Consider the following 26,719-nt stretch of genomic DNA (forward strand, 5'->3'; position numbering starts at 1 on the left):
TGAGCCGGACATTCAATGGATATGAAACAGAAAGAGAAAGTGATCGAGTTTGATCAGGTGGTGAAAACCTACAAGGACCATCAGGCGCTAAAGGGGGTTTCGCTGGATGTCTACCGCGGCGAGTTTCTCGGCCTGCTGGGGCCGAATGGCGCGGGCAAAACCACGTTGGTGGAAATTCTTGAAGGGTTGAAACAGCCGGACAGCGGCAAGGTCAGGATTTTGGGCAAGAGCTGGAGCAGGGACAAAGACTGGCTGCGCCACCGCCTGAGCGGCGTACTGCAGGAAACCCTGTTCATCAACAAGCTGAAAGTGGAGGAAACCCTGTCGCTGTTCGCCAGTTTTTACCGTTGTTCCCGCCAGCGCATGAAAGAGGTGATGGAAATGGTGGAACTGACGGCAAAACGTAAAACCTATGTGGAAGGGCTGTCCGGCGGCGAGCGCCAGCGGCTGGCGCTGGGGGTCGCCATCCTCAATGAACCGGAAATCATGATCCTGGACGAACCGACCACCGGGTTGGACCCGCGTATTCGCCATGATACCTGGGATATTTTGCGCAAACTGAACAAAGAGAATAACGCCACCATGATTCTGACCACGCATTACATGGAGGAAGCGGAATACCTGTGCGACCGCATTTGCATCATGAATCAGGGGGAGATCCTCACCCACGGCACTATGGACGAACTGCTCAGGAAACACTGCGTGGGTGAGGTGATTGAATGCCGGGCCTCGCATCCGGAACGCTTACAGACGTTGCATCAGCACCCCAAAGTGCTGCGTTACCACTATGACGCCACGACGCATCGCATCAATTTGCTGACCTTTAACGCCACCCAGTTTCTCGGCGATTTACTGGCGATAGCGAGCGAAGCGCGTACCGACATCATCGAACTGGTGGTGCGGAAAAAAACGTTGGATGACCTTTTCATGACGCTGGCGGGCAGGGGGTTCCATGAATAATGCACTGTTTTCGTTGATGCTGACGCAGTTTCGGCAGTACTTCCGCGAACCCCAGATTCTGTTCTGGTCGTTCGGGTTTCCACTGCTGCTGGTGTGGCTGCTGGGGGTGTCGTTCTCGATGCAGGACATTCCGGAACGGCATATCGGCATCCTGTTGCCGAAGGATGCCGGGCAACAGGCGCAGATCCGCGCCTGGGGGCAAACGCTGGCGGAAAAACCGCATGAAATCGCCTCGATCGTCAACCGGGCGGAGGTGAAGCGGGAGAATACGGTCAAAATCAAGTACACCGTTAATTACTATCAGGATTACAACGACATCATTCTGGCGCTCAAGCGCGGCGATATTCAGATTATCGTGGAAACGCTGACGGATAAGGACCAGACGCAACGCCGTCTGTATTATCTCGATCCGCAGAATAGCGAAGCGATGCTGACCTACTACCTGCTGAATGAATCGGAACAGGCGTTCGGTCAGGCGGTGGCGCAGAATCTGTCGGTGCTGGATACCCCCGGCTTGCGGTACATCGATTTTCTGGTGCCGGGATTACTGGCGATGGCCATCATGGAGACTTGTCTGATCGCCGTCGGCTGGGCGCTGGTGGAGAAACGCATCACGCGGGTGACGCGGCAGATGTGCATCACGCCGATGAGTCCGTCCATGTTCCTGCTGGCGCACATCCTATCCTGCTTCATTATCAATTTTATCGAGATCCTGATTATCTACTGGTTCGCCAAAATCTATTTCGACGTCAGCATTCAGGGGCAGTTTGGCGCGTTCCTGCTGCTGAATCTGGCCGGTAATCTCTGTTTCTCGGGAATTGCGGTGCTGGCGGCGTCGCGCGCCAAAAAAGCGCAGACAGCCAACGGCTTGCTGGAAGTGATCATTCTGGTGCAGGTGCTGGTATCCGGCATTTTCTTCAGCTACAAGAATTTTCCCGGCGCCGCTCTCATCGACCTGTTGCCGCTGACCATGCTGGCGAACATGATGCGCCGGGTGTTCATCGAAGGTGCGGGTGTGGTCGCCGTGTTGCCGGCCGCCGCCGTGCTGTCGGCGATCGGGCTGGTCAGCTTCGCGGTCGGCAAGCGTATTTTTCGCTGGTATTGATAGTGGCAACCCGGCCTTGTCATCCGTTTTTACTTAAGCGGGTTGTCAGCAATCTGAGGCGCTATTGCGCCTCAGTCTTTATTGCCTCAGCTCTTATTATTGCGGGCAGCGGGTATCGGCAATAAAACGGGTTTGATCGGCGAGATAACCGGCGGTGAAAATCTGGCGCGGGAAAAATAATCCCAGCGTCCAGGATTTTATCAGCGACTCCTCTACCGATTTATCGACCATATTATGGGTTGACGGCGGGTAATATTTTACCGTCAGCTGTCCCGGTCGCGTTAATAACGCCTGATAAGTGTTACGGGTGTTATTAACGTCCACGTTAATATCTTTGCCGCCCAGCATTAATAATACGTTGGTGTGTATATTTTTCAGGTCGTCGGTGGCGTCGGCCTGAAAGTTTTTCTGAATGAACGTCCAGCGGTCCGGCGTTAAATCAATTTTTCCCGGCATATCCTGCTGATATTGCGCCAGCGTTTTTCCCTGCTGCAAATAACGCAGAATGATCGCATTGCGCGATACCGCCTGTTCAATCGCCGGCGCGGACGCGTGCTGGTCCTTCATGCTGGCGATGGTGTTGTATTGCCCCTGCTGCAGCCAGTTGATGGCGGGGGAAACGGCAATCATGAAACAGACCTCCGGGTCGAGGCGCGCGACCTTGGGCAACACCCAGCCGCCCTGGCTGGCGCCCCACAAACCGATGCGCGTGCCGTCCAGTTGCGGGTTGGCTTGCACCCAGCGAATAGCGGCCATCACCTCATTGGCGCGGTCGTCCATATTTTGCAGCAGCCAGTTGCCCGGCGCGCCGCCAACGCCGGGTTTGTTCCACGACAGGCTGGCGTAGCCCGCTTTGGCGATCGCTTCCCACATCGGGCGATAAAAACCGCCGTGGGTCGCTTCAATCGGCCCATCGCCGTGCACGAAAATCACCACCCCCGGCTTTTGGCCGGGCGGCAGCGTGGCCGGCATCGCCAGAATGGCGTTCAGCGGTTGCATCGGGGTAGGAATAGTGACTTTCTCTTCCCGTATTTTGTAATAGTTCTGATAGAGCAGAAAACTGAGCAGGGTGAACGCGATGGCACAGGTAATGGACAGCCAGCGTGGCAGACGAAAAAATTTATCCATGATTTTTTCAGTTCAGCGTCAGGGCAAAGGAATCACAGCGTAAATGATTTCGACGAAGCGGGGAACGTGTATTATGCGACATGTTGTTATCCTTTATAAAATTAATATATACCCGTCATACTTCAAGTTGCAGGCGTATTGGTTTTATTCCGCGTCCATCCATGAGTTTTGCGCTTTAATGGGGGCACGGCAAGCCGCGTTGTTGCCTTCCCGCCGCCCGAATTATTTATGCAGATTAAATGATGTTTAACGGTGCATGCTTTACCTGATAGTTGTTTATCCGTTATTTCTTTATGCATGGTTTCTTTATGCATGATTTCTTTCCGTCACCTTGTCAGCGCGGTGGGACATACGGTTGGGGGATAAAACCGATGCCCCGTTTTCCGCGTTATTGCCAGTGCGGTGGCCTGCCGGTTGTGCCGACAGACCACCGTCGCCGCCGTGGATTAGCCTTCGTCCGACGCCGTCGGCGTTTTCATGGCCCGGCGGGCTTCGCGCCAGCGGTCGTAGCGTTCCTGCACGCCCATGACCGCCACGAAGAACACCGGCACGAAGAACACCGCCAGCACGGTGGCGCTGACCATACCGCCGAATACGCCGGTGCCGATGGCGTGCTGGGTTTCCGCGCTGGCGCCTGACGCCACCATCAGCGGCACCACCCCCAGCGCAAACGCCAGCGAGGTCATCAGGATCGGGCGCAGACGCAGGCGCGCCGCCGTCACCGCGGCGTCGACCAGCTCATGCCCCTGTTGGCGCAGCTGTCTGGCGAACTCGACGATCAGGATGGCGTTCTTGGCCGACAGCCCGATGACGGTAATCAGCCCTACCTTGAAGAACACGTCGTTCGGCATATCGCGCAGGATGACCGCCAGCACCGCGCCGAGCAGCCCCAGCGGCACCACCAGCATTACCGACAGCGGAATCGACCAGCTTTCATACAGCGCCGCCAGCACCAGAAACACCACCACCATCGACAGCAGCAGCAACATCGGCGCCTGCGCGGCAGATTGCCGTTCCTGCAGCGACTGCCCGGTCCATTCCACGGTGAAGCCGGGCGGCAGCTGCGCCGCCAGCCGTTCCATCTCCGCCATCGCCTTGCCGCTGGATACGCCCGGCGCGGCGCTGCCGGAGATTCTGGCCGCCAGGAAACCCTGATAGCGCGTCAGTTGCAGCGGGGTGTCGCTCCAGACCGGCGTCACCACTTCTTTCAGCGCTACCATGCCGCCGGCGGTGTTGCGCACATACAGCCTGAGCACATCGTCCAGTTGCATACGCGCCGGCGCGTCGGCCTGAATGATCACCTGCTGCATGCGGCCGGCGTTCGGGAAGTCGTTCACGTACAGTGAGCCGATGGCGGCGGACAGCGTATCGCTGAGCGTACTGAACGACACGCCGAGCGCTTCCGCTTTTTGGCGATCGATATTCAGCCGCACCGTGCTGCCGGGCGGCAGGCCGTCCGGGTAGACGCCGGCGACGATGTGGCTCTGCGCCGCCAGCGTCAGCAGCCTGGCCTCCGCCGCCTTGAGCGCGTTGTAACCCTGACCGGCGCGGTCCTGCAGGCGCAGGGTAAAGCCCGATGAGGTGCCCAGTTCATCGATCGCGGGCGGCATCAGTATCATGGCGGTACCTTCACGAATCTGCGACATCGCCTGCTGAGCCTGTGCCACTTCGCCCTGTGCGGTGGCGCCGCCGCGTGCCGACCAGTCTTTCAGCGTGGTGAACGCCATCGCCGCGTTGGGGCCGGAGCCGGAGAAGCCGAAGCCGAGAATCGACATGTTGGACGCGATGCCGGGGCGCGAGGCGATGTGCTGTTCGTAGCTTTTGACCACTTCCAGCGTACGCGCTTCGGTGGCGTCCGACGGCAACTGGATCGAGGTCATGAAGTACCCCTGATCCTCTTCCGGCAGAAAGTCGGACGGTAATTCCCGGAAGATCCACGCCAGCGCGCCGGTCAGCGCGGCAAACAGCAGCAACATGCTGCCGGAACGGCGCAACAGCGCGCGGGTGCCGGCGGCGTAATGCTGCGTCAGCTGTTCGAAGCGGCGGTTAAAGCCGCCGAAAAAGCCGCGTTTCTCATGATGACCGTCGGCAACCGGCGTCAGCAGCGTGGCGCACAGCGCGGGCGTCAGCGTCAGCGCCAGAAACGCCGAGAACAGGATCGATACCGCCATCGACAGGGTAAACTGCCGGTAGATGACCCCCACCGAGCCGCTGGCGAACGCCATCGGGATAAATACGGCCGACAGCACCAGCGTGATGCCAACAATCGCGCCGGTGATCTCCTTCATCGCCCGGATAGTCGCCGCTTTGGGCGACAGCCGTTCCTGCGCCATCAGCCGTTCAACGTTTTCCACCACCACGATGGCGTCATCCACGATGATGCCGATCGCCAGCACCATGCCGAACATCGTCAGCACGTTGATGGAGAAACCGGCCGCCAGCATCACCGTGAAGGTGCCGAGCAGGGCGATAGGCGCGACAATCGCCGGGATCAGGGTATAACGCACGTTTTGCAGAAACAGGTACATCACCAGAAACACCAGCACCATTGCTTCGGCCAGCGTTCTGACCACCTGCTCGATGGAGATTTTGACGAACGGCGCGGTGTTGAACGGCAGCGAATAGCCCATTCCGGCGGGCATGGACGGTTTCAGCTCGGCCATACGCTGCGCGATCGCGGCGGCGGTACGCACCGCATTCGCGCCCGGCGCCAGTTGGACGGCGGCGGCGGTGGCGTCTCTGCCGTTTTCACGTACGGAAAAGCCGTAGGATTGCGCGCCCAGTTCGACGCGCGCCACGTCGGCCAGCACCACCCGCGAGCCGTCTTCCCTGGCGCGCAGCACGATGGCGGCGAATTGCTCCGGGGTTTCCAACTGCCCTTGCACCGTCAGCGGAATGGTTACCCGCTGTCCCGGCAGAGAGGGCGCGTCGCCGACCCGTCCGGGGGCGATTTGCGCGTTCTGCTGGGTGATGGCGGTCGACAGGTCGTTCATGGTCAGGCCGTAGGACAACAGCTTGTTCGGATCGACCCAGATGCGCATCGCCTGTTCGGCGCCGAACAGCTGGACGCGCCCGACGCCGTCGACCCGGCGCAGTTCCTCGACCACGTTACGCGCCATGTAGTCGCTCAGCGCCACCTGATCGAAGCGCCCGTTCTCGGAGGTCAGGCTGACCAGCAGCAGAAAGCCCGATGAGGCGGACTCCACCTGCAACCCGTTTTGCCTGACGGTCTGCGGCAGCCGGGGTTCGACCGATTTGATGCGGTTTTGCACGTCCACCTGCGCCAGCTCCGGGTCGGTACCCGGTTTGAAGGTGATGCTGATCTGCGCCGAGCCGGAGGTGTCTACCGACGACTCGAAATAGAGCAGGTTTTTGACGCTGGACAGTTCACGTTCGATCAGCCCAACCACCGCATCATTCATGGTTTGGGGCGTCGCGCCGGGGTAAGAGGCGGTGATGGACACCGTCGGCGGCGCCACCGACGGGTAACGGGCGATCGGCAACTGGGGAATGGCGATGGTTCCCAGCAACACGATGAACAGGGCGATCACCCAGGCAAATACCGGGCGATGGATAAAAAATTGCGGCATGGTGCATGGCTCCTTTGCGGTTAGCGTGACGCCACATCAGTGGCGGACGGCACTTTTTTCCAGTGCTGGGTCGTCACCCAGGCGCCGTCGCTCAGTCTTTCCCCGCCTTCGATCACCACCTGTTGGCCGGCGCTGAGTCCGGCGCGGATGCGATACTGCCGGTTGACCAACTCGCCCAGCTCGACCGCGACGGCATGCGCCTTGTTCCGCTCATCAATGACCCAGATTTTGGCCTCGCCGGCGTTGCGCGCTACCGCCTGTTGCGGCACCAGCAGGGCGTCGGCGTGGTGACCGAGCGGGACGCGGGCGCGGACGAACATGCCCGGCAGCAGTTGCCGCTGCGGGTTGTCCACCAGAATGCGCAGCAGCACGTCGCCGGTGCCGGCGTCCACATTCACGCCGGAAAACAGAATGTGCGCCGACATCGGGTAAGGCTGGCCGTCGCTGCGCAGGATCACCGCCGGTACGCCGTCGCCGCCGCGGTCGCGGCTGGTCAGCATCTCCCGCAGTCGCTCCAGCGAAGAGGCCGGTTGCCGCACATCGACATACACCTGATCGATCTGCTGGACCCGCGCCAGCGGATTGCTGTCGTTGGTGCTGACCAGCGCGCCTTCGGTGATCAGCGCCTGATCGATGCGGCCGGCAATCGGGGACTCGACGGTGGCGAAGGTCAGGTCCAATTGGCGGCGCGCCAGCGTGGCGCGGGCCTGCGCCACATCGGCGGCGGCCTGGTCGCGCTGGGCTATCGCATCGTCGTAGGTCTGTTGGCTGATGGCGCCGGTGCTGAGCAGCGGCTTGAGACGGGTGACCTGAATTTGCGCCCGGTTCAGCACCGACTGGGCGCGTTGCAGCGCCGCGCCGGCGGTATCGACGTCGGCTTTGAACGGCGCGGGGTTAATCTGGAACAGCGGCTGTCCGGCGCGGATCTCGGCGCCCTGTTCAAACAACCGGCGTTGGATGATGCCGCCTACCTGCGGGCGGATTTCCGCCGTTCGCACCGCGGCGACCCTGCCGGGCAGATCGTCGGTCAGGGTGATGGGCGCGGGCGTGGCGGTCAGTACGGTGACCTGCGCCGGCGGCGGTTCGACCGCTACGTCGGCTTGATCGCAGCCGGTCAGCAGCATGCCGACCAGCGCCAGTATCACGCCGTGGCGACACAGTTGTTTCAGTGAAACGGGTAGACGGGCGTTTCCGCCGTTCGGCTCCGCCTGACCGGGCGTTGCCAGAAGCAGGGCCGACAAAATGCAGGCGGCCGGGTATTGATACGGTTTCTTGGTGTTCATATCACTTCGTAATCCCTGTTTACCGGCCATAGGGAGGCCAGACTGCGGGAGTGTGCGCCCGCTGTGTGCGGTTTCCGTTGGGGAAAGATGGAGATATGATGGAGGACCTGCATTTTTTTATTATGAGCTGACCGATGACCGTTCATACACAATCCATGCCGATGGCTGACGATACTCATGGATTGGTGCTTATCGCCGAAGATGAGCCAGAAATCGCCGATATTCTCCGGGCTTACCTGACACGCAGTGGTTTACGCACCCTCCATGCTGCGGATGGACACAAAGCGCTGGAGCTCCATCTCTCCATGAAACCGGATCTGGTGCTGCTGGATGTGCAGATGCCGCAGGTTGATGGCTGGCAAGTGCTGGCGGGGATTCGTCTTCGCGGCGATACCCCGGTGATCATGCTGACCGCGCTGGATCAGGATATCGACAAGCTGACGGGCTTGCGGATTGGCGCCGACGATTACGTGGTCAAGCCGTTCAACCCCGCCGAAGTGGTGGCGCGGGTACAGGCGGTGCTGCGCCGCGCCGGCCTGCGCGCCGAGCGTCAGCCGCAGCGCTTCCTGCGCACCGGCATCTTTCAGATCGATCTGGAAAACCACGAGGTGGTGGTGGAATTCAATGGCGTCGCCCAGCCGCTGGAGCTGACGCTGACCGAATTCCGGCTGATCGCCCATATGGCGCGCGCGCCGCGCCGGGTTTTCAGCCGTGAGGAACTGCTGGTTTCCTGCCTGCCGGAAGGGGATTCGCTGGAGCGTACGGTGGACAGCCACATCAGTAAATTGCGTAAGAAACTGGAGCGGCTGGGGTTGACCGGCGTACCGTCCAGCGTGCGCGGCGTCGGTTACCGGCTGGGGGAGGCAACATGAAGCCGATGGGCAGCCTGAGCCGCCAGATTGTGCGTTCCATGACGCTGCTGGCGCTGTCCGTCACCCTGCTGATGGTGGTTGGTTCCTACATCTTCTATTCGCTGATGCTGGCTATTTCGCCGGAAAGTCTGTCGCTGAACGATCAGTTGATGCCGACGACGATGGAATGGTTCTGGATGGTGGGCACCACGCTGCTGGCGCTGGTTATCGCGGTGGTGCTGGCTATCCGGCTGGCGCGCCGCATTCTGGTGCCGTTGAATTCGGTGGCGCACAGCCTGCGCCAAATCGCCGAAGGCGAGCTGAACGCGCGCGCTGAAACCGACGATTATTCGCTGGGCGAAGCGGCGTTGCTGGTGCGTGACTTTAATACCATGGCGGAGCGGCTGGAGCGCATGGCGCAGGAGCGGGCGTTCTGGAATGCGGCCATCGCGCACGAACTGCGCACGCCGGTCACCATTTTGCGCGGCCGGTTGCAGGGGTTGACCGAAGGCGTGTTCGAACCTGACATCGGGCTGTTCCGCAACTTGCTGACGCAGGTGGAAGGGCTGGGGCGGCTGATTGAGGATTTGCGGGTGGTGGGGCTGGCGGAAAGCGGTCATCTGGAGCTGCGCTGGACGCGAACCCGCCTGTCTGACGAGGTGACGGCGGTGGTGAGCGCGTTCGAACCCGCGCTGCAGGGCGACGGATTTACCCTGTCGCTGGCGCTGGAAGACCAGATGGTGCAGTGCGACCCGGTGCGGATTCGTCAGGCGCTGCTGGCGTTGCTGGAGAATGCGCAGAAACATGCCGACCCCGGCCGGTTATGCGTCCGGGCGGGCGTGGATGGCGGACGGGCGTTCCTGAGCGTCGAAGACGGCGGCCCCGGCATCGACCCACAGTTAGCCGAACAGATTTTTGAGGCGTTCCAGCGCGGCGAACAGTCGCGCGCGGGCAACAGCAAAGGCAGCGGGCTGGGGCTGGCGGTGGTGCAGGCGATTGCTCAGGCGCACGGCGGTCAGGCGAGCTGCTGTCCCGCGCCATCCGGCGGCGCGTTGTTCGAGCTGCGCTGGCCGGCGGCCGGCCGCATCAGCGGACTGTCGTCCGGCGGGCCATCGACCAGTGGGCCATCGACCAGTGGGTCATCGATTAGTGGACAACCGCTCGGTGAGCAATCGATCGGTGAACCGTCGAACGGTGGGCAATCGGTTAGTGGACAATCGATTAACGGACAATCGGTTAACGGGCCATCAGGGACGGTCTGACGGCAGCGACGCGCCGGCTTTCAGCCAGGCCACGGCGCTGTCTTATCTGGACCACATCGCGCGCCACGGCGTGCGGCTGGCGGAAATTTCCCAGTGCGGCCATTTCCCGATGTACGCCAACCCGGTGGCGATGTGGCGGGCGATCGCGGATTTTTATACCGACGTGGCAGCCGACTGACCGCCGGTTTGGATCAAACCGGCTGGCGCAGGTGCGCCAGCAAATTGGCGGCTTCGGGCTGCAGCGTGGCGCCTGACTTGATGCCCAGCCACAGCTTGCGGGTGGCCCAGCTATCGGTCAGACGGATCGCGTGCAGCCCCACGCCGAGGATTTCCGGACGGATCGCGCCTTCGGGCAGGATGCTGATGCCCAGCCCGGCTTCGATCATGCGGCACACGCCGTCAAAGCTGCTGACCTGAATGCGCAGACGCAGCATTTTTCCGTGCTCTTCGGCGGTGTCCTGCAACAGTTTCAGCAGCGAACTGCCGTTGTTAAGACCGACGAAATCGTACGGCAAGGTGTCGGCAAAGGTGATTTCCCGCTGTTCGGCCAGCGGATGGCGGGGCGACACCAGCACCACTAACTGGTCTTCCCGGTACGGGATCTTTTCCACGCCGGGGGAGGGCACATTATCGGCGAAAATGCCGAGATCGGCCTGCCCGGTGAGCAGCGCCGTCACTACGGTTTCGCTCAGTTTTTCTTCCAGATTGATGCGCACCAGCGGATGGCGCTGCAGGAAATGCGCCAGATCCTGCGGCAGAAATTCGATGATGGCCGAGGTATTGGCCCAGATGTGCACATGCCCGCGCACGCCGGCGGCGTAATCCTGCATCTCGCCGGCCATGCGCTCCACGCTGCTCAGCACCTGACGGGCGTGGTGTACCAGCTCTTTTCCCGCCGCCGTCAGCGCCAGACCGCGCGGCATCCGGATGAACAGCGTGCAATCGACGGTGCGCTCCAGCTCCGCCATGCGTTTGCTCAGGGCCGACAGCGTCATGTGGAAGGCTTCGGCGGTCTTGGTCAGGCTGCCGATTTTGGCGACCTGCAAAAACAGGCGTAATGACTGCAGGTCAAAATGCGCGGGATTGATCATGGGAAGGCGACGGTCCTCGAAAGCACAGGCATCACAGCGTAGCACACCGGCGACCCTTTCCTGTCAGGAAAGGGTGATTGACGATTGAGGAATTATCAAAAGGGTCACCTGCGCCTAGGATGTCATCATATTGTCTCAATTACAGGAAACGCGTTGTTGATTAGTCATATTGACCATATTGTGCTGACCTGCGTGGATCTGGCGGCGACGCAGCATTTTTATACTCAGGTGCTGCAACTGCGGCAGGAAACCTTCGGCAACGGCCGCATCGCGTTTTGCTTCGGGCGGCAAAAAATCAATGTCCACGTCAGCGGAGCGGAGTTTGCGCCGCACGCTCATGTGCCGGCGCCCGGCGCGCTGGATCTCTGTTTTATCGCCAGCGAGCCGCTGGAGCAGGTGATGGCGCATTTGCAGCGCTGCAACTGGCCGATTATCGAAGGGCCGGTGGAGCGCACCGGCGCGACCGGGAAAATCCGCTCGGTTTATCTGCGCGACCCTGACCTGAATCTGATCGAAATGGCGGAATATCTCCGCCATGACGTGGTTTGATCATAGAAGACGCGTTTTATTCAACTCATGATTTCTAAAAACGATGTAACAGGATGTAGTTGCTGTTTATGACCAGTTTGCTGATGACTAATGTGGTGTTGTGTTTGATTCTGGGGATGGGACTTGGGGTGTGCGGCGGGATGCTGGGAATTGGCGGCGGGCTGATCGCCATTCCGGTGCTGGGGATGCTGTTTGGCATGAACCAGCACCTGGCGCAGGGAACGGCGCTGATCATGATTACCCCGAACGTGCTGATCGGTTTTCTGCGCTACCGGCAGCGCAATAAGATCGATACCCGCATGACGCTGATGCTGTGCGCCTTCGCCACGGTGTCGGCCTATCTCGCCGCGCATATCGCCTCGGCCATTCAGGTGGATAATTTGCAAAAGGCGTTCGCCATTTTCCTGCTGGTGCTGGCGGCGTATTACATCTGGCAGTGGATCAACAGCCAGCGCAGCCGTACGCCGACCTCGGTATTGTCCAAACGCTACCTGCCGGCGCTCGGCGTGGCGAGCGGCTTTATGTCCGGCATTTTCACCGTCGGCGGCGGGCTGGTGGTGGTGCCGGCGCTGGTGACGCTGTTCGGTTTCACTCAAACGCAGGCGCAGGGCATCGCGCTGGCGCTGGTGGTGCCCGGCGCGCTGGCGGCGTTGGTGTCTTACACCCAGGCCGGCAATGTCGACTGGGCGACCGGCATCCCGCTGGCGGTAGGCGGCATTCTGAGCGTGTCGTGGGGCGTGGCGCTGGCGCATAAGTTGCCGGTGGCGGTATTGCGGCTGGCGTTCTGTCTGGTGCTGGTGGGCGTGGCGCTGGTGATGCTGGTGACGAAATAACGTGCGGGAACGGCGTCTGACGGGTGGCGAAGCCCGCCCGTTGCCGCTACAATCCGGTCATCGATTAACCTACGGATAAACATAAGGAGGACCATCATGCTGCGCTGTGAAATGTTTAACACTTCACATCCTTTTGGCGATCGCCGCTGCTCAAGCGTTATCGATATCGTGCTGCGATAACGGTGGCTTGAGCGAAGCAAACCGCATTTCTCCTTCCCTCGGGCTTACCGGGTTATCGTCAGCGATGTGTTGACGAGGCATTTTTATGCCTATAACTCTTGAGTAAGCAATGAGCACTTTACTGACAGTACACGCCCTGAGCGTGGATACTCCTTTCGGCACTCTGCTGAACGACGTTTCTTTTACCCTGAACAAAGGCGACCGTCTCGGTCTTATCGGCCATAACGGCTGCGGCAAAAGCACGCTGCTAAAACTGCTGGACGGCACGTTGACGCCGGCTCGTGGTAGCGTAACGCAAGCCCATCATTGCCTGTTGGCGCGCGTTGAGCAGCATCTGCCGGCGGCGTTGCATCCGCTGACGATGCTGGAGGCGGTGCTGGCCCGTCTGCCCGAGGCTGAACGCGCCAGCGAGCGCTGGCGGGCCGAAGCCTTGCTGGCGGAGATGGGATTCGGCGAACGGGACTGGCTGCTTTGCGCCGGCACCCTGAGCGGCGGCCAGCACACCCGGCTGCTGCTGGCGCGGGCATTGATCACCTCGCCGGACCTGCTATTGCTGGACGAGCCGAGCAACCATCTGGATTTGCCGACGCTGTTGTGGCTGGAGCAGTTCCTGCAACATTGGAGCGGCAGCTTTGTGCTGGTTTCCCACGACAGCCAACTGCTGGATAACGTCACTAACGGCAGCTATATCCTGCGCGACCGGCAGTTGCATTACTTTGCGCTGCCCTGTAGCGCCGCCCGGGCGGCGCTGACGGAGCGCGATCGCAGCGATGCGTTGCGCCACAAAGCGGAACAGAAGGAAATCGACCGTGTTACCGCCAGCGCCAAACGGCTGGCCATCTGGGGCAAGGTCTACGATAACGAAGATCTGGCGCGCAAAGCCAAGCAGATGGAAAAGCACATCGAACGGCTGAAGGATGAGCAGACCGAGCTGACCGCCGGCAGCCAGTGGCGGCTGGCGCTACACGGCGAAGCGCTGGCCGCCGATCGTCTGCTGGAAATGACGGCGCTGGCGGTGAGCCCGGCGGCGGCGTGCCCGCCGCTGTTTACCCTGCCGTTGCAGCGGGTGAAAAGCGGCGACCGGGTGGCGATTATCGGCCGCAACGGTTGTGGTAAGTCATCGTTGCTGCGTCTGCTGTGGCGGCAGTACCAGCAGCCGACGACGGACGAGGCGATTCGCCTGCACCCGCGCGTTCGGCTGGGGTATTACGACCAGACGCTGCATCAACTGCGTGACGACGATACGCTGTTTGATGCGCTGGCGCCGTTCGCTCCGCTGGCGCAGGACCGCAAGATGGCGCTGATTAGCGCCGGCTTTCCGTGGTCGCGCCATCAGCAAACGGTCGCGACCCTGAGCGGCGGCGAACGCGCCCGGCTACTGTTCGTCGGGCTGTCGCTGGCGCGCTACGGGTTGCTGATGCTGGACGAGCCGACCAACCATCTGGACATGGAGGGCAAAGAAGCGTTGGCCGACACGCTGCAAACCTTTGGCGGCGGCGTGCTGCTGGTGACGCACGACCGGGCGCTGATTAGCCAAAGTTGCAACCGTTTCTGGCTGGTTGAGCAGGGTGAGTTGAGCGAGTGGCACGACCTGGATCAGGTCTATCAGCGTCTGGGCGTGCAGCCCGAAGACGCGGCGGTACGTTCGGCGCAACCGTTAGCGGCGCAGCCGGAGCATGGCGATGCGGCAGACGTGCTGCTGGCGCAACTGGTTGAGTTGGAAAACCGGCTGGCCGAGGATCTGGCGCGTAAGGCAAAACACCAGAAACCGGCGCTGCAGGCGCAATGGCGTGAGCAGATCGACCGGCTTAACGCGCGGCTGGGGCTGGAGTAAATCTGACCTTGCCCCCTCGTTAGAGGGGGCAATAATGGGGAGGTGAATCTCGCATATGCCTTCGCGGTCAGCCTGATCAGTCACGCAGCGCGGTTATCAGCAGTCTTCAATAATCAGGTACGCCGCATTCAGCGGCCCGTGTACCCCCACTACCTTGATCAGTTCGATATCGGCGGTAGAACTGGGGCCGGCGATCAGGTTGATGCACGACGGCAGCGGTTCGCCCTGTTGCGCCCGCCGGCGCAGGTGCTGCGCCAGTTGCGCCACGCGTGGCAGCAGGCAGCTTTTGCGCACAATAAACAGCGTGGACTCCGGCAGCAGGCTGATGGCGCGCCCTTGTTGCGGTGTGGAGAATAACACTACGCCGCCGGATTCGGTCAGCCCGTACTCGGCGTACACCACCCCGACGCGGGCCTGCGTCGCCAGCCGTAGATTTTCCTCGCCGGCCGTCGGGTCCCAACACTGCGCCTGATACAGCTGCCGCAGGTGGTCGGTTACGCCCAGCTCCGCCAGACGCGCATCGCCGCTGACCAGCACCGGCGCGCCGCCATAACGCTGGCACAGCCGCCCGGCGGCCTGCGCCACTTCTGCCTGCGGGGTCAGCTCACAATGGGCCTGCATCACGTTGCCGGCGTAGTCGATAAAGGCATCGCAGCGTTGTTGCGGCGTCAGCTCGGTCAGGCGGGTACGGGCCGGGTCGTTGTCCAGCGGCGGCAACGGCGGCGGCGTTTGGCGTGGCTCGTGGCCGAGCCGGCGGGCCAGGGTAGATAGAAAGGCGTCGCGGTTTTCCATTAACGTTTCTCCTTGGTCTGGCGCTGATGCTGTTTGAACCAACTGCGGAAGCTTTCGCCGTCGGCGTTCGGCAGGTCGCGGGCGGCGGTCCATTCGCTGATGGCGCCGATGTTAAACGGCATCTTGCCGTCGCGAATAAGCCAGCGCGCGGCGTGCGCGCCCGCCACCATGCCGACTTTCCACATCCCCGGATGGCGGTTGGCGTAGTTGAACAACCGAACGGTGCGGCGCTCGGCGGCGGGCGTCATGCCCTGTTCCGCCAGTACGCGCCGGTGTTGCAGGATCAGCGAGGACAGCGGAATACGCACCGGGCAGACGTCGTCGCAGGCGGTGCACAGCGAGCAGGCGTAAGGCAGGTGTTTGAAATCCTCATACCCGCCCAGCAATGGCGACAGCACCGCGCCGACCGGGCCGGGATAGATAGAGCCGTAGCCGTGGCCGCCGATATGGCGGTAGGCGGGACAGGTGTTGATGCAGGCGCCGCAGCGGATGCAACGCAGAATGTCGTGGAACGGCGAGCCCAGCACCTGCGAGCGGCCGTTGTCGACGATCACCAGATGAAACTCCTCCGGGCCGTCAACGTCGCCGCTGCCTTTGGGGCCGGTCAGCCAGGTGTTGTAGCCGGTCAGCCGGGCGCCGACCGCGCTGCGCGCCAGCATGGTGAGGATCACGTCCAGCTCGTCAAAGGTGGGCACAATGCGCTCCATCCCCATGACGGCGATGTGGGTGCGGGGCAGGGTGGTGCATAGCCGGGCGTTGCCTTCGTTGCTCACCAGACTGACGGTGCCGGTTTCCGCTACGGCGAAGTTGCAGCCGGTGATCCCTACCTCGGCGCTGAGGAAGTCTGCACGGATTTTCTGGCGAATAACGCGCGTCATCGCTTCCGGCGTTTCCGGGCCGTCGTAGCCCAGCCGCTGTTGCAGTACGCGCTGAATTTGATGGCGATCCTTGTGGATGGCGGGCACCACTACGTGGGAGGGCGCGTCTTTGTCCAGTTGCAGGATGTACTCGCCCAGATCGGTTTCCACCACCTCGATCCCGGCGTCCTGCAGCACGGCGTTCATGCCGATTTCCTCGGTCACCATGGACTTGGATTTCACCACTTTGCGTGCCTGTTTGGCTTGCGTCACCTGCAGAATATACCGGGTGGCGTCTTCGCGCGTTGCGGCAAAAAAGACCTTGCCGCCGTTGGCGGTCACCTGTTCCGACAGCTGGTACAGGTAGGCATCGAGATTATCGAGCACGTGGGCGCGAATCTGCGCCGCCCGCGTGCGCCAGACATCCCACTGGCCCAGTTCATCGACCATTTTCTGGCGGTTGGCGCCGATGCGTTCCTGCGCGTTGGCGACCGCCTGACGCATGATAGGGTCGTCGATCTGCTGACGGATACGCTCGCGAAACGGCAGGTTGCTGGTTTTGAGGTACATGGCGTCTCCTTAACGGCTCATCAGCACTTCGGCGATATGCAATACCTGAACGGCGTGCCCTTCACGCCGCAGCCGTCCGCCGATATTGATAAGGCAACTGACATCGGCGCCGATCAGGTAGTCCGGTTTGGCTTCCATGATGTGCGCCACCTTTTCTTTCACCATTTCACCGGAGATCTCCGCCATTTTGACGGAAAAGGTGCCGCCGAAGCCGCAGCAGGTTTCCTGCGCATGAAACGGCAGCAGTTCCAGACCGCGCACCTGACGCAGCAGCGTCAGCGGTTCTTCGCGCACGCCCATTTTGCGAAACAGGCTGCAGGAGGGGTGATAGACCGCCTTGCCCGGCAGGCGGGCGCCGACATCGGTGACGCCGAGCCGGTTGACGATAAATGAGGTGAGGTCGACCATCCGGCCGGCGACCCGTTCGGCGCGGCGGGCCCACTCCGGCTCTTCAGTCAGCCAGTCGGCATAATGGCGGATGGCGTTGGTGCAGGACCCGGCGGGCGAAATAATCGGGTCATCGTTCTCTTCCAGCGTGGCAATCAGCGTTTTCATGCCCGGCAGCGCGTCGCGGATATACCCGCTGTTGATGGCAGGCTGCCCGCAGCAGCCTTGCCGCTCGGGAAAGTTAACGCGACAGCCGAGCTGTTCCAGCAGCAGCACGCTGTCACGCGCCATGCGCGATTTGAGCGCATCGCCGATGCAGGTGACAAAGAAATTAACGTTCATGTTGTTTTAGCTTCCAGTTTGTATGGGTTAACGACGTATCGGTTTAAACAAGCGGTTTAAAAATAAGTATGGTGCTTATCGTCATGAGTTCACTGGCCCGCACCTACGGCCTGAACACTCAGCGCGGTACGCACAACCCGTGTGTGACGCCCCGGCTAAAGAGGACTTGCCATAGCTGAATGTTTCTGGCCCGAAAAGCGCCGGCGCAGGCGGTCAGGTAATAACTAAACATACGCCGGAATGCGGGCGAATAATCGGCGGCCAGTTGCGGCCAGGCTTCGGTAAAACGAGCCAGCCAGGCCATCAGGGTTTTATCGTAATCGGCGCCGAAGTTGTGCCAGTCTTCCATCACAAAATAGGGTTCGCTGGTGTTGGCAATCTGTTTAATGGATGGCAGGCAGCCGTTGGGAAAAATGTATTTATTAATCCACGGGTCAACGTTATGAGCGGTTTTATTCGAGCCAATGGTATGCAACAGGAACAGGCCGTCCGGCTTCAGGCACCTATCCGCCACCTCAAAATAGGTAGCGTAATTTTTCGGCCCCACATGCTCAAACATGCCGACGGAGACAATGCGGTCGTACTGCTGGCGCAGATCGCGGTAATCCTGCAACAGAATATGGATATCCAGCCCGCAACAGCGCGCTTCCACAAAGGCTTTCTGCTCCGCGGAGATGGTGACGCCATGTACGGTTACGCCGTAATGCTGGGCGGCGTACACCGCCAGTCCGCCCCAGCCGCAGCCGATATCCAGCAGCGTCATGCCTGGTTTGAGCTGTAGTTTTTCGCAAATCAGCGCCAGTTTGTCCTGCTGGGCGTCGCCAAGCGTGTCGGCCTGTTTCCAGTAGCCGCATGAATATTGCATGTAGGGGTCGAGCATGTGGCTGAACAGGTCGTTGCCGAGGTCGTAGTGCACTTTGCCGACCTGCCAGGCGCGTTTGCGGGATTGCAGGTTGACCAACCGTGCCAGTGCGATGCGCATCAGATCGCGCCAGCGTGACGGGCGTTGTTCATCCAGCCGGGCGGTGAGTATCCGGTGAAAGAACATATCGAGCCGCGGACAGTCCCACCAGCCTTCCATGTAACTTTCGCCCAGACCAAGAGAACCCTGCTGTAATACTCGTTTGAAAAAGCGTGAATCGTTAACCTGAATATCCCAGGGTTCGGCGCCGTTAATGGTAATGCCGGCCTGATTCAATAATTCCTGCGCAATACGCCGCCAATCATTTTTCTCGCTGATATCATCAACGATGCATACATTACTCATGATGTCTCCCTTAACAGTAAATTCAATTGGTTATCGCTAGTGCTAATGACTACTGAGGTACTGTTGTTTCGGATGACATCGTGCTGCTGTCGGCAAAATGACGTATTCCATCAAAAGACGGACAATGCGTGACTAAAAACGGCGAACGGCCGTGACATAAAAATAATGTCGCTTCCATGAGTTATTCCTCAATCCATTTTCTGGTTTGAAAAATCGTACAATCACAGAGAATTTGTTCATCAGGTCATGAGCTGGCGCCTGCTGAATAGATGCTGATTATCGGGCAAATTGGGCTGGCCTGCGTTACCCTATTGAGACAAACTTCATCGAGTAGAGGCCAGTCTGTCATGTCCCGTTCGTTTGTTTCTCCCCCCCGTTTGCCGGTGGCCGGGCAACCCGCGCCGGTATTGCTCACGCTGCCGCGGCCGGTCTACTTTCGCACCTACCCGCTGGCGAAGGAGACGGAAGTGGCGCTGCATCAGCACCCGTTTGTCGAATTTCTCTATGCGCGGGAAGGGGGAATGCGGGTGGAGATTGAAGGCAAGACGCTGATCGTACCGGTGCTGTACGGCGTCTGGATTCCGGCGCATGTGCCGCACCGCGTTCTGGCGAGCAGCGACGTACTGCTGGAAAGTCTGTATATCGAGCCGGATTACGTGGCTATCGACCACAGCGGCTGCAAGGTGGTGCTGGTCAGCGATTTCATCCGTGAGTTTATCCACTACGCCACCGGGCATGTGCCGGAACAGTACGACCACGACGGCGATGACGCCAGGCTGGTGCGGGTGCTGACCACGTTGCTGCGACAGCTGCCGGATGCCGGGTTTTCGCTGTCGTGGCCGTATTCGGCCACGCTGATGCGGGTATGCCGCGATATTCAGCAGACGCCGGATGCGGCTCACGGCATTGAGGAATGGGCCGCGCGCACCGGGATGTCGGTGCGCACCTTTTCACGCCGGTTCAAAAAGGAAACCGGGGTGGCGTTTAGCGAGTGGAAGAAACGCATGCGGCTGCTGGAGTCGGTGGTGATGCTAAAGAACAACCGCAGCGTGACGCAGGTGGCGCTGGAACTGGGGTATGCCAGCACCGCCTCGTTTACCTTCGCATTCCGTCAGATGTTCGGCGTGCCGCCGACGCGCTATTAATTCCCGCTTTTTCGGTCTGCGGTCAGACCGCTGACAAACCCTATGAGTTTAAAATAAAGGGATTTTCCGGCGTTAAAACTGTGCTGAGGTGTGCGACTTCGCCGGGTGAGCGGCATGGATGCCGCGAAAGCTCGTGTCGCGTCGGGAACGCGTCACGGGCGGCCCGAACAGCGAAGGCGAACGCCGAAGGGACCGCGAAGCGGCACAGTTTAGCCCTCAGCCAGTGGTCAAGGAGAGGTGGCGTCTGAACCTCTCCTTGTCGTGCGAGCGATGCAATGGCAGAGAAATGACACCGTTTATCCCGCACGAAACTATTCACTTACCGGACAACATTCACCGTTCATAAGACAACATGGCTGTTTGTTAACAGCCCCACCTGCTGGATTAGCGCGCGAGGGCGACCAACAGCGGAAACAGCAACGGCGCCATGAGCGAGGTGATGATGCCGCAGATCACCAGCGCCAGCGAACTGAACGCGCCTTCTTCATAATCCAGTTCGGCGCAGCGGGCGGTGCCGAGCGCGTGCGAGGCGGTGCCCATCGCCAGCCCGCGCGATGCTTTGGTGTGAATCCGCATCGCATTGAGCAGCGTGTGCCCGAACACCGCGCCGAGGATGCCGACAAAGATCACGCACACCGCGCTGACGGCCGGGATGCCGCCGATGCTGCCGCCCACCGCCATCGCGATCGGCGTGGTGACCGATTTGGGCAGGATCGAGGCGGCAATCGCCGGCGTCGCGCCCAGCCGCAGCGCAATCCAGGTACCGGTGACCATCGCCACTACGCTACCGAGAAAGCAGACGGTGATGATCGACTTCCAGCGCATGCGAATCTGGTGCAGTTGTTCGTACAGCGGAAACGCCAGCGCCACCACCGCCGGTTGCAGCAGGCTGTTGAGCACCGAACTGCCCCGGAAATAGCGTTCGTAAGGGATGTGGCTGACCAGCAGAAATGCGATCAGCACCACCATAGAAACCAGCAACGGGTTTAACAACGGCGTATTCAGTCGCATGGACAGGCGGCGCGCCAGAAAGAACACCAGCAGCGTCAGCGGCAGCGACCAGACGATATCATGCAGCATGGTCGGCTCCTTTTTCCGCATCGGCCTGATGGTGAGCCGGTTTACGCCCGTGGATCAGATGCGAGCAGCTGCTTACGGTGATCAGCACCACCAGCGTACTGGCGGCGCAGGAAATGATGACCGGCGCGAACTGGGCGCGCAGCAGGCCGAAATACTGCATCACGCCGACGCCAATCGGCACGAACAACAGCGCCATATAGCGGATCAGCACATGGCACCCCGGTTTGACCCACTGCGCCGGGATAATCTGCAACGACAACAACAGAAACAGGAGCAGCATGCCGATGATGCTGCCCGGCAAGGTGATGGGCAACACGGCGGACACGCCGATACCGAGGTATAAACAGGCATAAATCAGTAAAAACGCCCGGGCCTGGTGCCAGAAGCGGGTAATGAACGTACGCATGAAATTGTCTGCCAGCGGATGAAGGTGAATGGATAACGGCGTTGATTATCGCGCCTTCCGCTGTGGCTGGTATTATCAAATCAGGACGATGTTTATCGAAATAAAGACAGACGAGCAATAAAGCCAAATCACCCCTGTGCGTTCTTCTTCAACGCATCGTACAGCCGCACCAGCTCGGCCAGCGAGTCGGCGTTCATTTTGCGCATTACCGCCGCACGCCGCACTTTCACCGTCACCTCGCTGACGCCCAGTTGCGCGGCGATTTGCTTGTTCAACTGCCCGGTCACCACCTGTTCCAGCACCTGCTGTTCGCCGGCGGTCAGGCTGTCGTGGCACGCCTGTAGTCTGGCCTGAATATCGGCCTGACGGCGTTGTTCGCCATCCCGCTCCAGTCCTTTCTGGATGGCGTCGAGCAGGTCCTGCTCGCGAAACGGTTTGGTCAGAAATTCCAGCGCGCCCGCTTTCATGGCGCGCACCGACATCGGAATGTCGCCGTGGGCGGTAATAAAAATCACCGGCAGCGTGATGCCGTGGCGGTGCATGTCATCCTGAAAATCCAGCCCGCTCATGCCCGGCATCCGTACATCCAGAATCAGGCAGCCCGGCCGGTCAGGGCGGGGCGCGCTGATAAACTGTTGCGGCGACTCGAACGCACGGCTCTCCAGCCCGACCGATGCCAGCAGGTCTTCCAACGCGGCCCGCACCGATGCGTCATCATCGACGATATACACGATCGGCGCGTGTTCATTCAGAATGGTGTTGTTCATGGCGCTTTTTTTCCGTCCCCGGCAGGGTGAAGTAGAAGGTGGCGCCGCCGTCGGTATTGGCGCTGGCCCAGATCCGGCCGCCGTGGGTTTCGATGATTGATCGGCTGATGGTCAGGCCCATGCCCATGCCGGTCGATTTGGTGGTGAAAAAGGTGTCGAACAGCCGCTCGCTTTCTTCCGGTTTAAACCCGACGCCATGATCGCAGACCGCAAAGCGGATATCACCGCTGTTATCGCGGTCCACGGTGACCGAGAGCGCGCGTTGTTCGGTATTGGCGGCGTCGATGGCATCCACCGCATTCAGAATCAGGTTCATCAGCACCTGCTGAATCTGGATCTTGTCCGCCAGAATGGGCGGCAGCCCTTCCGTCACGTTGAAGCTAAACAAAATACGCTGCTGTATCAGTTCGGTGCGAATCAACAGCAGCATTTCGTCGATGGTATCGGTGATGTTCAGCCAGGCCTTGTGCGGGGGCGTGCGGCTGGCGAATCCGCGGATGCGGGCGATAATTTCGCTGGCGCGGTTGGCGTCGTTGATGATGCGCTGTACCGCCAGTTCCGCGCGCGCCTGATTGGCCGGCGTGGCGTTGAGCCAGCGCAGGCAGGCGTTGCCGCTGGTGACGATGGAGGCCAGCGGCTGGTTAACCTCATGGGCGATCGACGCGGTCAGTTCGCCCATCAGGTTAACGCGGGAGATCTGCGCCAGCTGGGCGCGCGCTTCATGAAACGCGTTGATGGCGGCCGACATTTTCAACGCCAGATAGGTCGACAGCGTGATCGCCAGCAGGCTGATGCCGCAGTTGATCAGGCTGGATTCGCTGCCGTCGGGCTTGCTGAGCTTATAACTAAGCAGCGTCAGCACGATGCACAGCGCCGCGATGGCGGTGACGCCGCGCGGGGTCAGAACGCGCACCGCCAGCAGCACGATGGCGATCTGAAACACCCCCACCGCGATCTCCAGCTTGGTGAGGGTATCCACCACCGCGATACCCACCGCCATCAGCACCAGCGGAATCACCCGCAGCGTTGCGGCAGCGTGGCCGACGCGCGTTTTCTCACTCATCGTCAAGGACCCTTTTCTGTGTCGATCCCACCGCCGGCGGCGCGTGATTACGACGGGTTTTCCAGGCTGAACTGGTCGTGGGTTTCGTCATAGGCGAACAGTTCCGCGTAACGTCCCCATTGCGTGACCGAATTCAGGGTTCGCGCCGCGTCGATTTCCGACATGAAATCCTCCAGTTCGTCGCGAAAGCGGCGGGCTGGGGCGGTGCGCGACGAACGTTCGTCCAGCACCCGTCGGATGTGCGCGACCAGCGGCACGTAATTGAGCAAATGCTGGGCGAACAGCTGTTTGCGTTCATCCACGCTGGCGTCGGCGTAGCGGCTGGCGGCGGGCAGCAGCCGAATGTCGCCGCCCTGCAGCTCGGCGAACCGCAGCAATTGCAGGATCTCCGCCACCGGGAACAGTTCATCGGCGGTGTACTGCAACGCATTCGCCAGCTCGGGCAGGTCGGCCTTGCCGTCATACGGCGCGGCGTGTACCGCCTCGATCAGGCCGGCCAGCGAGTTGGTGGACACCAGCGGCAGCACCATGCCCAGCCCGGCGCCGGGGAAAATCCCCTGTCGTGCGGCGCCTGCGCCGTTATCTGAAGTCATTTTAACGTAAATATCTTCAACCAGCGCGCGAAACGCCGGGTCCTGGCGGTTGCGCGGCTGCGGCAGGTCGACGCGGATTTCATAGGCCACCCGGCCGGGGTTGATGGAAAACAGGATGATGCGATCGCACATCAGCACCGCTTCTTCGATATTGTGCGTCACCATCAGGATGGACTTGATCGGCATTCGGCCTTCGCCCCACAGGTCCAGCAGATCGGTGCGCAGGGTTTCGGCGGTCAGCACGTCCAGCGCGGAAAACGGCTCGTCCATCAGCAGGATGTCCGGGTCCACCACCAGCGCGCGCGCCAGCCCGACGCGCTGACGCATCCCGCCGGATAACTCTTTGGGATAGGCGTTTTCAAACCCGTCGAGGCCGATCAGGTCGATGGCCGCCAGCGCCCGTTTACGGCGCTGCTCCACCGGCACGTTCTGCGCTTCCAGCCCGACTTCGACGTTTTGCTGCACCGTCAGCCAGGGAAACAGGGCGAAACTCTGGAACACCATGCTGACGGTAGTCGGCCTGCCGTCCGGTCCCGGCGGAAAATCCACCTGACCGGCGCTCGGCGTGAGCAGCCCGGCGATCGAACGCAGCAGGGTCGACTTGCCGGAACCGGAGCGGCCGAGCAGCCCGACGATCTCGTTGTTGTCCAACGTCAGGTTGACGTCGTCCAGCACCAGCCGCTCGGCGCTCCCGGGTTTGCCATACAGATGCCGGACGTGTTGCACCTTCACCAGGCAGTGTTGTTGATGGGCAGTCATGAGGTTCTCCTTACCCGAGACGCAGACGGCGTTCGGCAAATTGGTACAGGGGGCGCCACAGCAGGCGGTTAAAGGCGATCACAAATACCGACATCACCGCGATGCCCAGCGCGACCCGGGGAAAGTCGGCCGCGGTGGTCGCGTTGGCGATGTAGGCGCCAAGGCCGGTCGCTTCCAGATGCTGTTTCCCCCAGGAAATGGATTCGGACACGATGCTGGCGTTCCAGGAACCGCCGGAAGCGGTGAGCGCGCCGGTCACGTAGTAGGGAAAAATGCCGGGCAGCGCCACCTGACGCCACCACTGCCAGCGCCGGATGCCGTAAATGCGCGCGGCTTCCAGCAGGTCGGTCGGCAGGGCGGCGGCGCCGGCGATCACGTTGAACAGGATGTACCACTGGGTACCCAGCACCATCAGCGGCGACAGCCAGATATCTGGATTGAGGTTGAAGCCGGCAATAATGATGACCGCGAATGGAAACAGCACGTTGGCCGGAAAGGCGGCCAGAAACTGCGCCAGCGGCTGCAGGCGTTCGGCGACGCTGGGCTGCAGACCGATCCACACGCCGATCGGCAGCCAGATGACGCTGGCCAGCGCGATCAGCACCACCACCCGCGCCAGCGTCGCCAGCCCCATGCCGAACACTGCGATGACGTCCGCCATGCCGAGCGACGCGCCGATGTATTGCACCAACTGCACCACGCCCGCCAGCACGCCGATAACCACCAGCGCCAGCCACAGCCGGTCGGTGATCTTGCTGTAACGTGGGCCGGGCGTGTGGCGTAAAAACCGTGGCATCGGCGGCCAGCGCAACGCCGCCAGCGTGTGCAACGGCCAGCTAACTACTCTGGCGATCGCCGTTGAAATGTGGGTGCGGCGGATCAGGTCGTAGACCCAGGAACGCGGTCTTTTTTGCGAGGCGGTCTGCTCAAAACGGAACTTATCCGCCCAGGCCACCACCGGCCGGAACAGCAATTGATCGTAAAGCACAATCACCACGGTCATGGCGACGACCGCCCAGGCGATGGCGGTCAGGTTTTCCTGTGCGATCGCCAGCGCCAGCCAGGAGCCGATCCCCGGCAGGCTGACGGTGGTGTTGCCGACGGTGATCGCTTCCGACGCCACCACGAAGAACCAGCCGCCGGACATCGACATCATCATGTTCCACACCAGACCGGGGGTGGCGAACGGCAACTCCAGCCGGATAAACCGCCGCCAGGGCGAGAAACCGAATTGCTGGCTGACCTCGCTCAGATCGCCGGGCAGGGTGCGCAGCGACTGGAAAAAACTGAACGCCATATTCCAGGCCTGACTGGTGAAAATGGCGAAGATGGCGGCGCACTCCACCCCTAGCTGGCGGCCGGGAAACAGCCCCATGAAAAAGGTAACGGTGAAGGTCAGAAACCCCAGCACCGGCACCGATTGCAGGATATCCAGCGCCGGGATGATCACCATCTCGGCCTTGCGGCTCTTGGCGGCCAGCGTGGCGATGACCAGCGTGAACAGCAACGACACCCCCAGCGCCACGAACATGCGTAGGGTGGTGCGTAGCGCGTATTCGGGCAGCAGGGCGATATCGAGCCTGACCGGGCTGGCATCCAGAATGGAGAGCGGCAGGCTCATTTGTTCCATGCCGTACACCACCAGTGCGGCCACCAGCGCCAGCAGGGTGAAAAACAGCATGTCCGCCCGGTAGGACGGCGCGGCATGCCGCCGGATAGGGCGCGCGGCCTGGTCAGTCATAATGCTCTGAAGTGGATGATGCATGATTTTCCTCGCGGTAATGTCAGGCATTAGCCGGAAAAATGTCTTGCGGCAGATGTCGTGTCATGTTTCCGAAATAATGCACGGTCATTACAGTACGCTGTCGCAATACAACAGTCGGTCGGTTTTATTCGCTGATGAATGATGGCGAAAAATATAATAAGCGCTAAGGTGCGTCCATGATTAAAAAGTATAGGCCATCTATACCAAAGTATATTCCAGTGAGACGATTGCATAATTGAAATAGCAGTGGATGGCTTTTA

At 60.8% G+C, this 26,719-nt stretch carries 24 protein-coding genes; 9 read left to right on the forward strand and 15 right to left on the reverse strand.

Translation table 11 applies throughout. The features are described from left to right. The first annotated feature begins 15 nt into the window (after window positions 1–15). Window positions 16–960, forward strand: a complete 945-nt coding sequence (locus tag CVE23_RS07745) for an ABC transporter ATP-binding protein (RefSeq protein ID WP_038918436.1) — start codon at window positions 16–18, stop codon at window positions 958–960. After that, a complete protein-coding gene (locus CVE23_RS07750) occupies window positions 953–2,065 on the forward strand; it encodes an ABC transporter permease (RefSeq protein ID WP_038918437.1) in 1,113 nt (370 codons plus the stop codon). The genes CVE23_RS07745 and CVE23_RS07750 overlap by 8 nt, the downstream gene beginning before the upstream one ends. 96 nt (window positions 2,066–2,161) lie before the next feature. On the opposite strand, the gene CVE23_RS07755 is transcribed toward CVE23_RS07750, so the two are convergent. The 4 genes from CVE23_RS07755 to CVE23_RS07765 form a co-directional block, all read right to left on the reverse strand. Beyond that, window positions 2,162–3,193 carry an alpha/beta hydrolase family protein gene (locus tag CVE23_RS07755; RefSeq protein ID WP_100849233.1) on the reverse strand — a complete coding sequence of 344 codons (1,032 nt, stop codon included), beginning with the start codon at window positions 3,191–3,193 and terminating at the stop codon, window positions 2,162–2,164. Between the two features lie 122 nt (window positions 3,194–3,315). Next, complete coding sequence (locus tag CVE23_RS22695) at window positions 3,316–3,507, reverse strand: hypothetical protein (RefSeq protein ID WP_145958412.1); 192 nt, start codon at window positions 3,505–3,507, stop codon at window positions 3,316–3,318. Between the two features lie 132 nt (window positions 3,508–3,639). Next, window positions 3,640–6,783: an efflux RND transporter permease subunit gene (locus CVE23_RS07760; protein ID WP_100849234.1), complete on the reverse strand. Its 3,144-nt coding sequence runs from the start codon at window positions 6,781–6,783 to the stop codon at window positions 3,640–3,642. 20 nt (window positions 6,784–6,803) lie between these two features. Continuing rightward, the gene (locus CVE23_RS07765; RefSeq protein ID WP_100849235.1) at window positions 6,804–8,066 is read right to left on the reverse strand and encodes an efflux RND transporter periplasmic adaptor subunit; all 1,263 of its coding nucleotides are present in this window, start codon (window positions 8,064–8,066) and stop codon (window positions 6,804–6,806) included. A gap of 134 nt (window positions 8,067–8,200) precedes the next feature. Here CVE23_RS07765 and CVE23_RS07770 point away from each other — a divergent pair, with 134 nt between their 5' ends. The 3 genes from CVE23_RS07770 to CVE23_RS22935 are packed head-to-tail and all read left to right on the forward strand — an operon-like array spanning window position 8,201 to window position 10,357. After that, a complete protein-coding gene (locus CVE23_RS07770; protein ID WP_049842686.1) occupies window positions 8,201–8,938 on the forward strand; it encodes a response regulator in 738 nt (245 codons plus the stop codon). After that, the gene (locus CVE23_RS07775; protein ID WP_225622652.1) at window positions 8,935–10,179 is read left to right on the forward strand and encodes an ATP-binding protein; all 1,245 of its coding nucleotides are present in this window, start codon (window positions 8,935–8,937) and stop codon (window positions 10,177–10,179) included. Before CVE23_RS07770 ends, CVE23_RS07775 begins: the two co-directional genes overlap by 4 nt. After that, window positions 10,127–10,357 (forward strand): hypothetical protein, encoded by a 231-nt coding sequence (locus tag CVE23_RS22935; protein WP_208622097.1) that lies wholly within the window; start codon window positions 10,127–10,129, stop codon window positions 10,355–10,357. The genes CVE23_RS07775 and CVE23_RS22935 overlap by 53 nt, the downstream gene beginning before the upstream one ends. A gap of 13 nt (window positions 10,358–10,370) precedes the next feature. Here the strand turns inward: CVE23_RS22935 and CVE23_RS07785 are convergent, their stop codons facing one another. Further along, window positions 10,371–11,270: a LysR family transcriptional regulator gene (locus CVE23_RS07785; protein WP_038918441.1), complete on the reverse strand. Its 900-nt coding sequence runs from the start codon at window positions 11,268–11,270 to the stop codon at window positions 10,371–10,373. Window positions 11,271–11,426: 156 nt separating this feature from the next. Here CVE23_RS07785 and CVE23_RS07790 point away from each other — a divergent pair, with 156 nt between their 5' ends. The 3 genes from CVE23_RS07790 to CVE23_RS07800 all read left to right on the forward strand — a co-directional run bounded on the left by CVE23_RS07790 (window position 11,427) and on the right by CVE23_RS07800 (window position 14,666). Beyond that, on the forward strand, window positions 11,427–11,819 hold the full coding sequence (locus tag CVE23_RS07790) for a VOC family protein (protein ID WP_049855028.1): 393 nt from the start codon (window positions 11,427–11,429) through the stop codon (window positions 11,817–11,819). 68 nt (window positions 11,820–11,887) lie between these two features. After that, entirely contained in the window at window positions 11,888–12,652 is a 765-nt protein-coding gene (locus CVE23_RS07795) for a sulfite exporter TauE/SafE family protein (RefSeq protein ID WP_038668700.1), read from the forward strand. A 289-nt stretch (window positions 12,653–12,941) separates the two neighbouring features. After that, window positions 12,942–14,666, forward strand: a complete 1,725-nt coding sequence (locus CVE23_RS07800; RefSeq protein WP_100849236.1) for an ABC-F family ATP-binding cassette domain-containing protein — start codon at window positions 12,942–12,944, stop codon at window positions 14,664–14,666. A 96-nt stretch (window positions 14,667–14,762) separates the two neighbouring features. Here CVE23_RS07800 and CVE23_RS07805 read toward each other — a convergent pair whose 3' ends face one another. The 4 genes from CVE23_RS07805 to cfa form a co-directional block, all read right to left on the reverse strand. Next, entirely contained in the window at window positions 14,763–15,458 is a 696-nt protein-coding gene (locus CVE23_RS07805; protein ID WP_100849237.1) for a LutC/YkgG family protein, read from the reverse strand. After that, window positions 15,458–16,885, reverse strand: coding sequence for a LutB/LldF family L-lactate oxidation iron-sulfur protein (locus CVE23_RS07810; RefSeq protein ID WP_100849238.1), 1,428 nt, complete (start codon window positions 16,883–16,885; stop codon window positions 15,458–15,460). Before CVE23_RS07810 ends, CVE23_RS07805 begins: the two co-directional genes overlap by 1 nt. A gap of 9 nt (window positions 16,886–16,894) precedes the next feature. Beyond that, window positions 16,895–17,614, reverse strand: coding sequence for a (Fe-S)-binding protein (locus CVE23_RS07815; protein ID WP_038918446.1), 720 nt, complete (start codon window positions 17,612–17,614; stop codon window positions 16,895–16,897). Window positions 17,615–17,732: 118 nt separating this feature from the next. Further along, entirely contained in the window at window positions 17,733–18,881 is a 1,149-nt protein-coding gene (gene cfa, locus CVE23_RS07820; protein WP_038918447.1) for a cyclopropane fatty acyl phospholipid synthase, read from the reverse strand. Between the two features lie 347 nt (window positions 18,882–19,228). On the opposite strand from cfa, the gene CVE23_RS07825 reads away from it, so the two are divergent. After that, complete coding sequence (locus tag CVE23_RS07825) at window positions 19,229–20,026, forward strand: helix-turn-helix domain-containing protein (RefSeq protein WP_038918448.1); 798 nt, start codon at window positions 19,229–19,231, stop codon at window positions 20,024–20,026. A gap of 384 nt (window positions 20,027–20,410) precedes the next feature. Here CVE23_RS07825 and CVE23_RS07835 read toward each other — a convergent pair whose 3' ends face one another. The 6 genes from CVE23_RS07835 to CVE23_RS07860 all read right to left on the reverse strand — a co-directional run bounded on the left by CVE23_RS07835 (window position 20,411) and on the right by CVE23_RS07860 (window position 26,459). Next, entirely contained in the window at window positions 20,411–21,106 is a 696-nt protein-coding gene (locus CVE23_RS07835; RefSeq protein WP_038660350.1) for a CidB/LrgB family autolysis modulator, read from the reverse strand. Beyond that, window positions 21,096–21,512 (reverse strand): CidA/LrgA family protein, encoded by a 417-nt coding sequence (locus CVE23_RS07840; RefSeq protein ID WP_100849239.1) that lies wholly within the window; start codon window positions 21,510–21,512, stop codon window positions 21,096–21,098. The genes CVE23_RS07835 and CVE23_RS07840 overlap by 11 nt, the downstream gene beginning before the upstream one ends. A 128-nt stretch (window positions 21,513–21,640) precedes the next feature. Next, window positions 21,641–22,279 (reverse strand): response regulator transcription factor, encoded by a 639-nt coding sequence (locus tag CVE23_RS07845; protein WP_100849240.1) that lies wholly within the window; start codon window positions 22,277–22,279, stop codon window positions 21,641–21,643. Then, window positions 22,257–23,342 carry a sensor histidine kinase gene (locus CVE23_RS07850; RefSeq protein ID WP_038918450.1) on the reverse strand — a complete coding sequence of 362 codons (1,086 nt, stop codon included), beginning with the start codon at window positions 23,340–23,342 and terminating at the stop codon, window positions 22,257–22,259. The genes CVE23_RS07845 and CVE23_RS07850 overlap by 23 nt, the downstream gene beginning before the upstream one ends. A gap of 47 nt (window positions 23,343–23,389) precedes the next feature. Further along, window positions 23,390–24,694 carry an ABC transporter ATP-binding protein gene (locus CVE23_RS07855; RefSeq protein ID WP_100849241.1) on the reverse strand — a complete coding sequence of 435 codons (1,305 nt, stop codon included), beginning with the start codon at window positions 24,692–24,694 and terminating at the stop codon, window positions 23,390–23,392. Window positions 24,695–24,704: 10 nt separating this feature from the next. Next, window positions 24,705–26,459 (reverse strand): ABC transporter permease, encoded by a 1,755-nt coding sequence (locus CVE23_RS07860; protein WP_100849242.1) that lies wholly within the window; start codon window positions 26,457–26,459, stop codon window positions 24,705–24,707. Window positions 26,460–26,719: the final 260 nt, after the last annotated feature.

The sequence above is a fragment of the Dickeya fangzhongdai genome, from assembly GCF_002812485.1.
GTDB lineage: Bacteria > Pseudomonadota > Gammaproteobacteria > Enterobacterales > Enterobacteriaceae > Dickeya > Dickeya fangzhongdai.

Coding starts and splice junctions, on each gene's coding strand:
- CVE23_RS22695 (WP_145958412.1), bottom strand. CDS start 3,507: ATGCATAAAGAAACCATGCATAAAGAAATAACGGATAAACAACTATCA.
- CVE23_RS07825 (WP_038918448.1), top strand. CDS start 19,229: ATGTCCCGTTCGTTTGTTTCTCCCCCCCGTTTGCCGGTGGCCGGGCAA.
- CVE23_RS07785 (WP_038918441.1), bottom strand. CDS start 11,270: ATGATCAATCCCGCGCATTTTGACCTGCAGTCATTACGCCTGTTTTTG.
- CVE23_RS07860 (WP_100849242.1), bottom strand. CDS start 26,459: ATGCATCATCCACTTCAGAGCATTATGACTGACCAGGCCGCGCGCCCT.
- cfa (WP_038918447.1), bottom strand. CDS start 18,881: ATGAGTAATGTATGCATCGTTGATGATATCAGCGAGAAAAATGATTGG.
- CVE23_RS07745 (WP_038918436.1), top strand. CDS start 16: ATGGATATGAAACAGAAAGAGAAAGTGATCGAGTTTGATCAGGTGGTG.
- CVE23_RS07845 (WP_100849240.1), bottom strand. CDS start 22,279: ATGAACAACACCATTCTGAATGAACACGCGCCGATCGTGTATATCGTC.
- CVE23_RS07835 (WP_038660350.1), bottom strand. CDS start 21,106: ATGCTGCATGATATCGTCTGGTCGCTGCCGCTGACGCTGCTGGTGTTC.
- CVE23_RS07815 (WP_038918446.1), bottom strand. CDS start 17,614: ATGAACGTTAATTTCTTTGTCACCTGCATCGGCGATGCGCTCAAATCG.
- CVE23_RS07800 (WP_100849236.1), top strand. CDS start 12,942: ATGAGCACTTTACTGACAGTACACGCCCTGAGCGTGGATACTCCTTTC.
- CVE23_RS07765 (WP_100849235.1), bottom strand. CDS start 8,066: ATGAACACCAAGAAACCGTATCAATACCCGGCCGCCTGCATTTTGTCG.
- CVE23_RS07805 (WP_100849237.1), bottom strand. CDS start 15,458: ATGGAAAACCGCGACGCCTTTCTATCTACCCTGGCCCGCCGGCTCGGC.
- CVE23_RS07840 (WP_100849239.1), bottom strand. CDS start 21,512: ATGCGTACGTTCATTACCCGCTTCTGGCACCAGGCCCGGGCGTTTTTA.
- CVE23_RS07755 (WP_100849233.1), bottom strand. CDS start 3,193: ATGGATAAATTTTTTCGTCTGCCACGCTGGCTGTCCATTACCTGTGCC.
- CVE23_RS07795 (WP_038668700.1), top strand. CDS start 11,888: ATGACCAGTTTGCTGATGACTAATGTGGTGTTGTGTTTGATTCTGGGG.
- CVE23_RS07760 (WP_100849234.1), bottom strand. CDS start 6,783: ATGCCGCAATTTTTTATCCATCGCCCGGTATTTGCCTGGGTGATCGCC.
- CVE23_RS07855 (WP_100849241.1), bottom strand. CDS start 24,694: ATGACTGCCCATCAACAACACTGCCTGGTGAAGGTGCAACACGTCCGG.
- CVE23_RS07810 (WP_100849238.1), bottom strand. CDS start 16,885: ATGTACCTCAAAACCAGCAACCTGCCGTTTCGCGAGCGTATCCGTCAG.
- CVE23_RS07770 (WP_049842686.1), top strand. CDS start 8,201: ATGACCGTTCATACACAATCCATGCCGATGGCTGACGATACTCATGGA.
- CVE23_RS07775 (WP_225622652.1), top strand. CDS start 8,935: ATGAAGCCGATGGGCAGCCTGAGCCGCCAGATTGTGCGTTCCATGACG.
- CVE23_RS07750 (WP_038918437.1), top strand. CDS start 953: ATGAATAATGCACTGTTTTCGTTGATGCTGACGCAGTTTCGGCAGTAC.
- CVE23_RS07850 (WP_038918450.1), bottom strand. CDS start 23,342: ATGAGTGAGAAAACGCGCGTCGGCCACGCTGCCGCAACGCTGCGGGTG.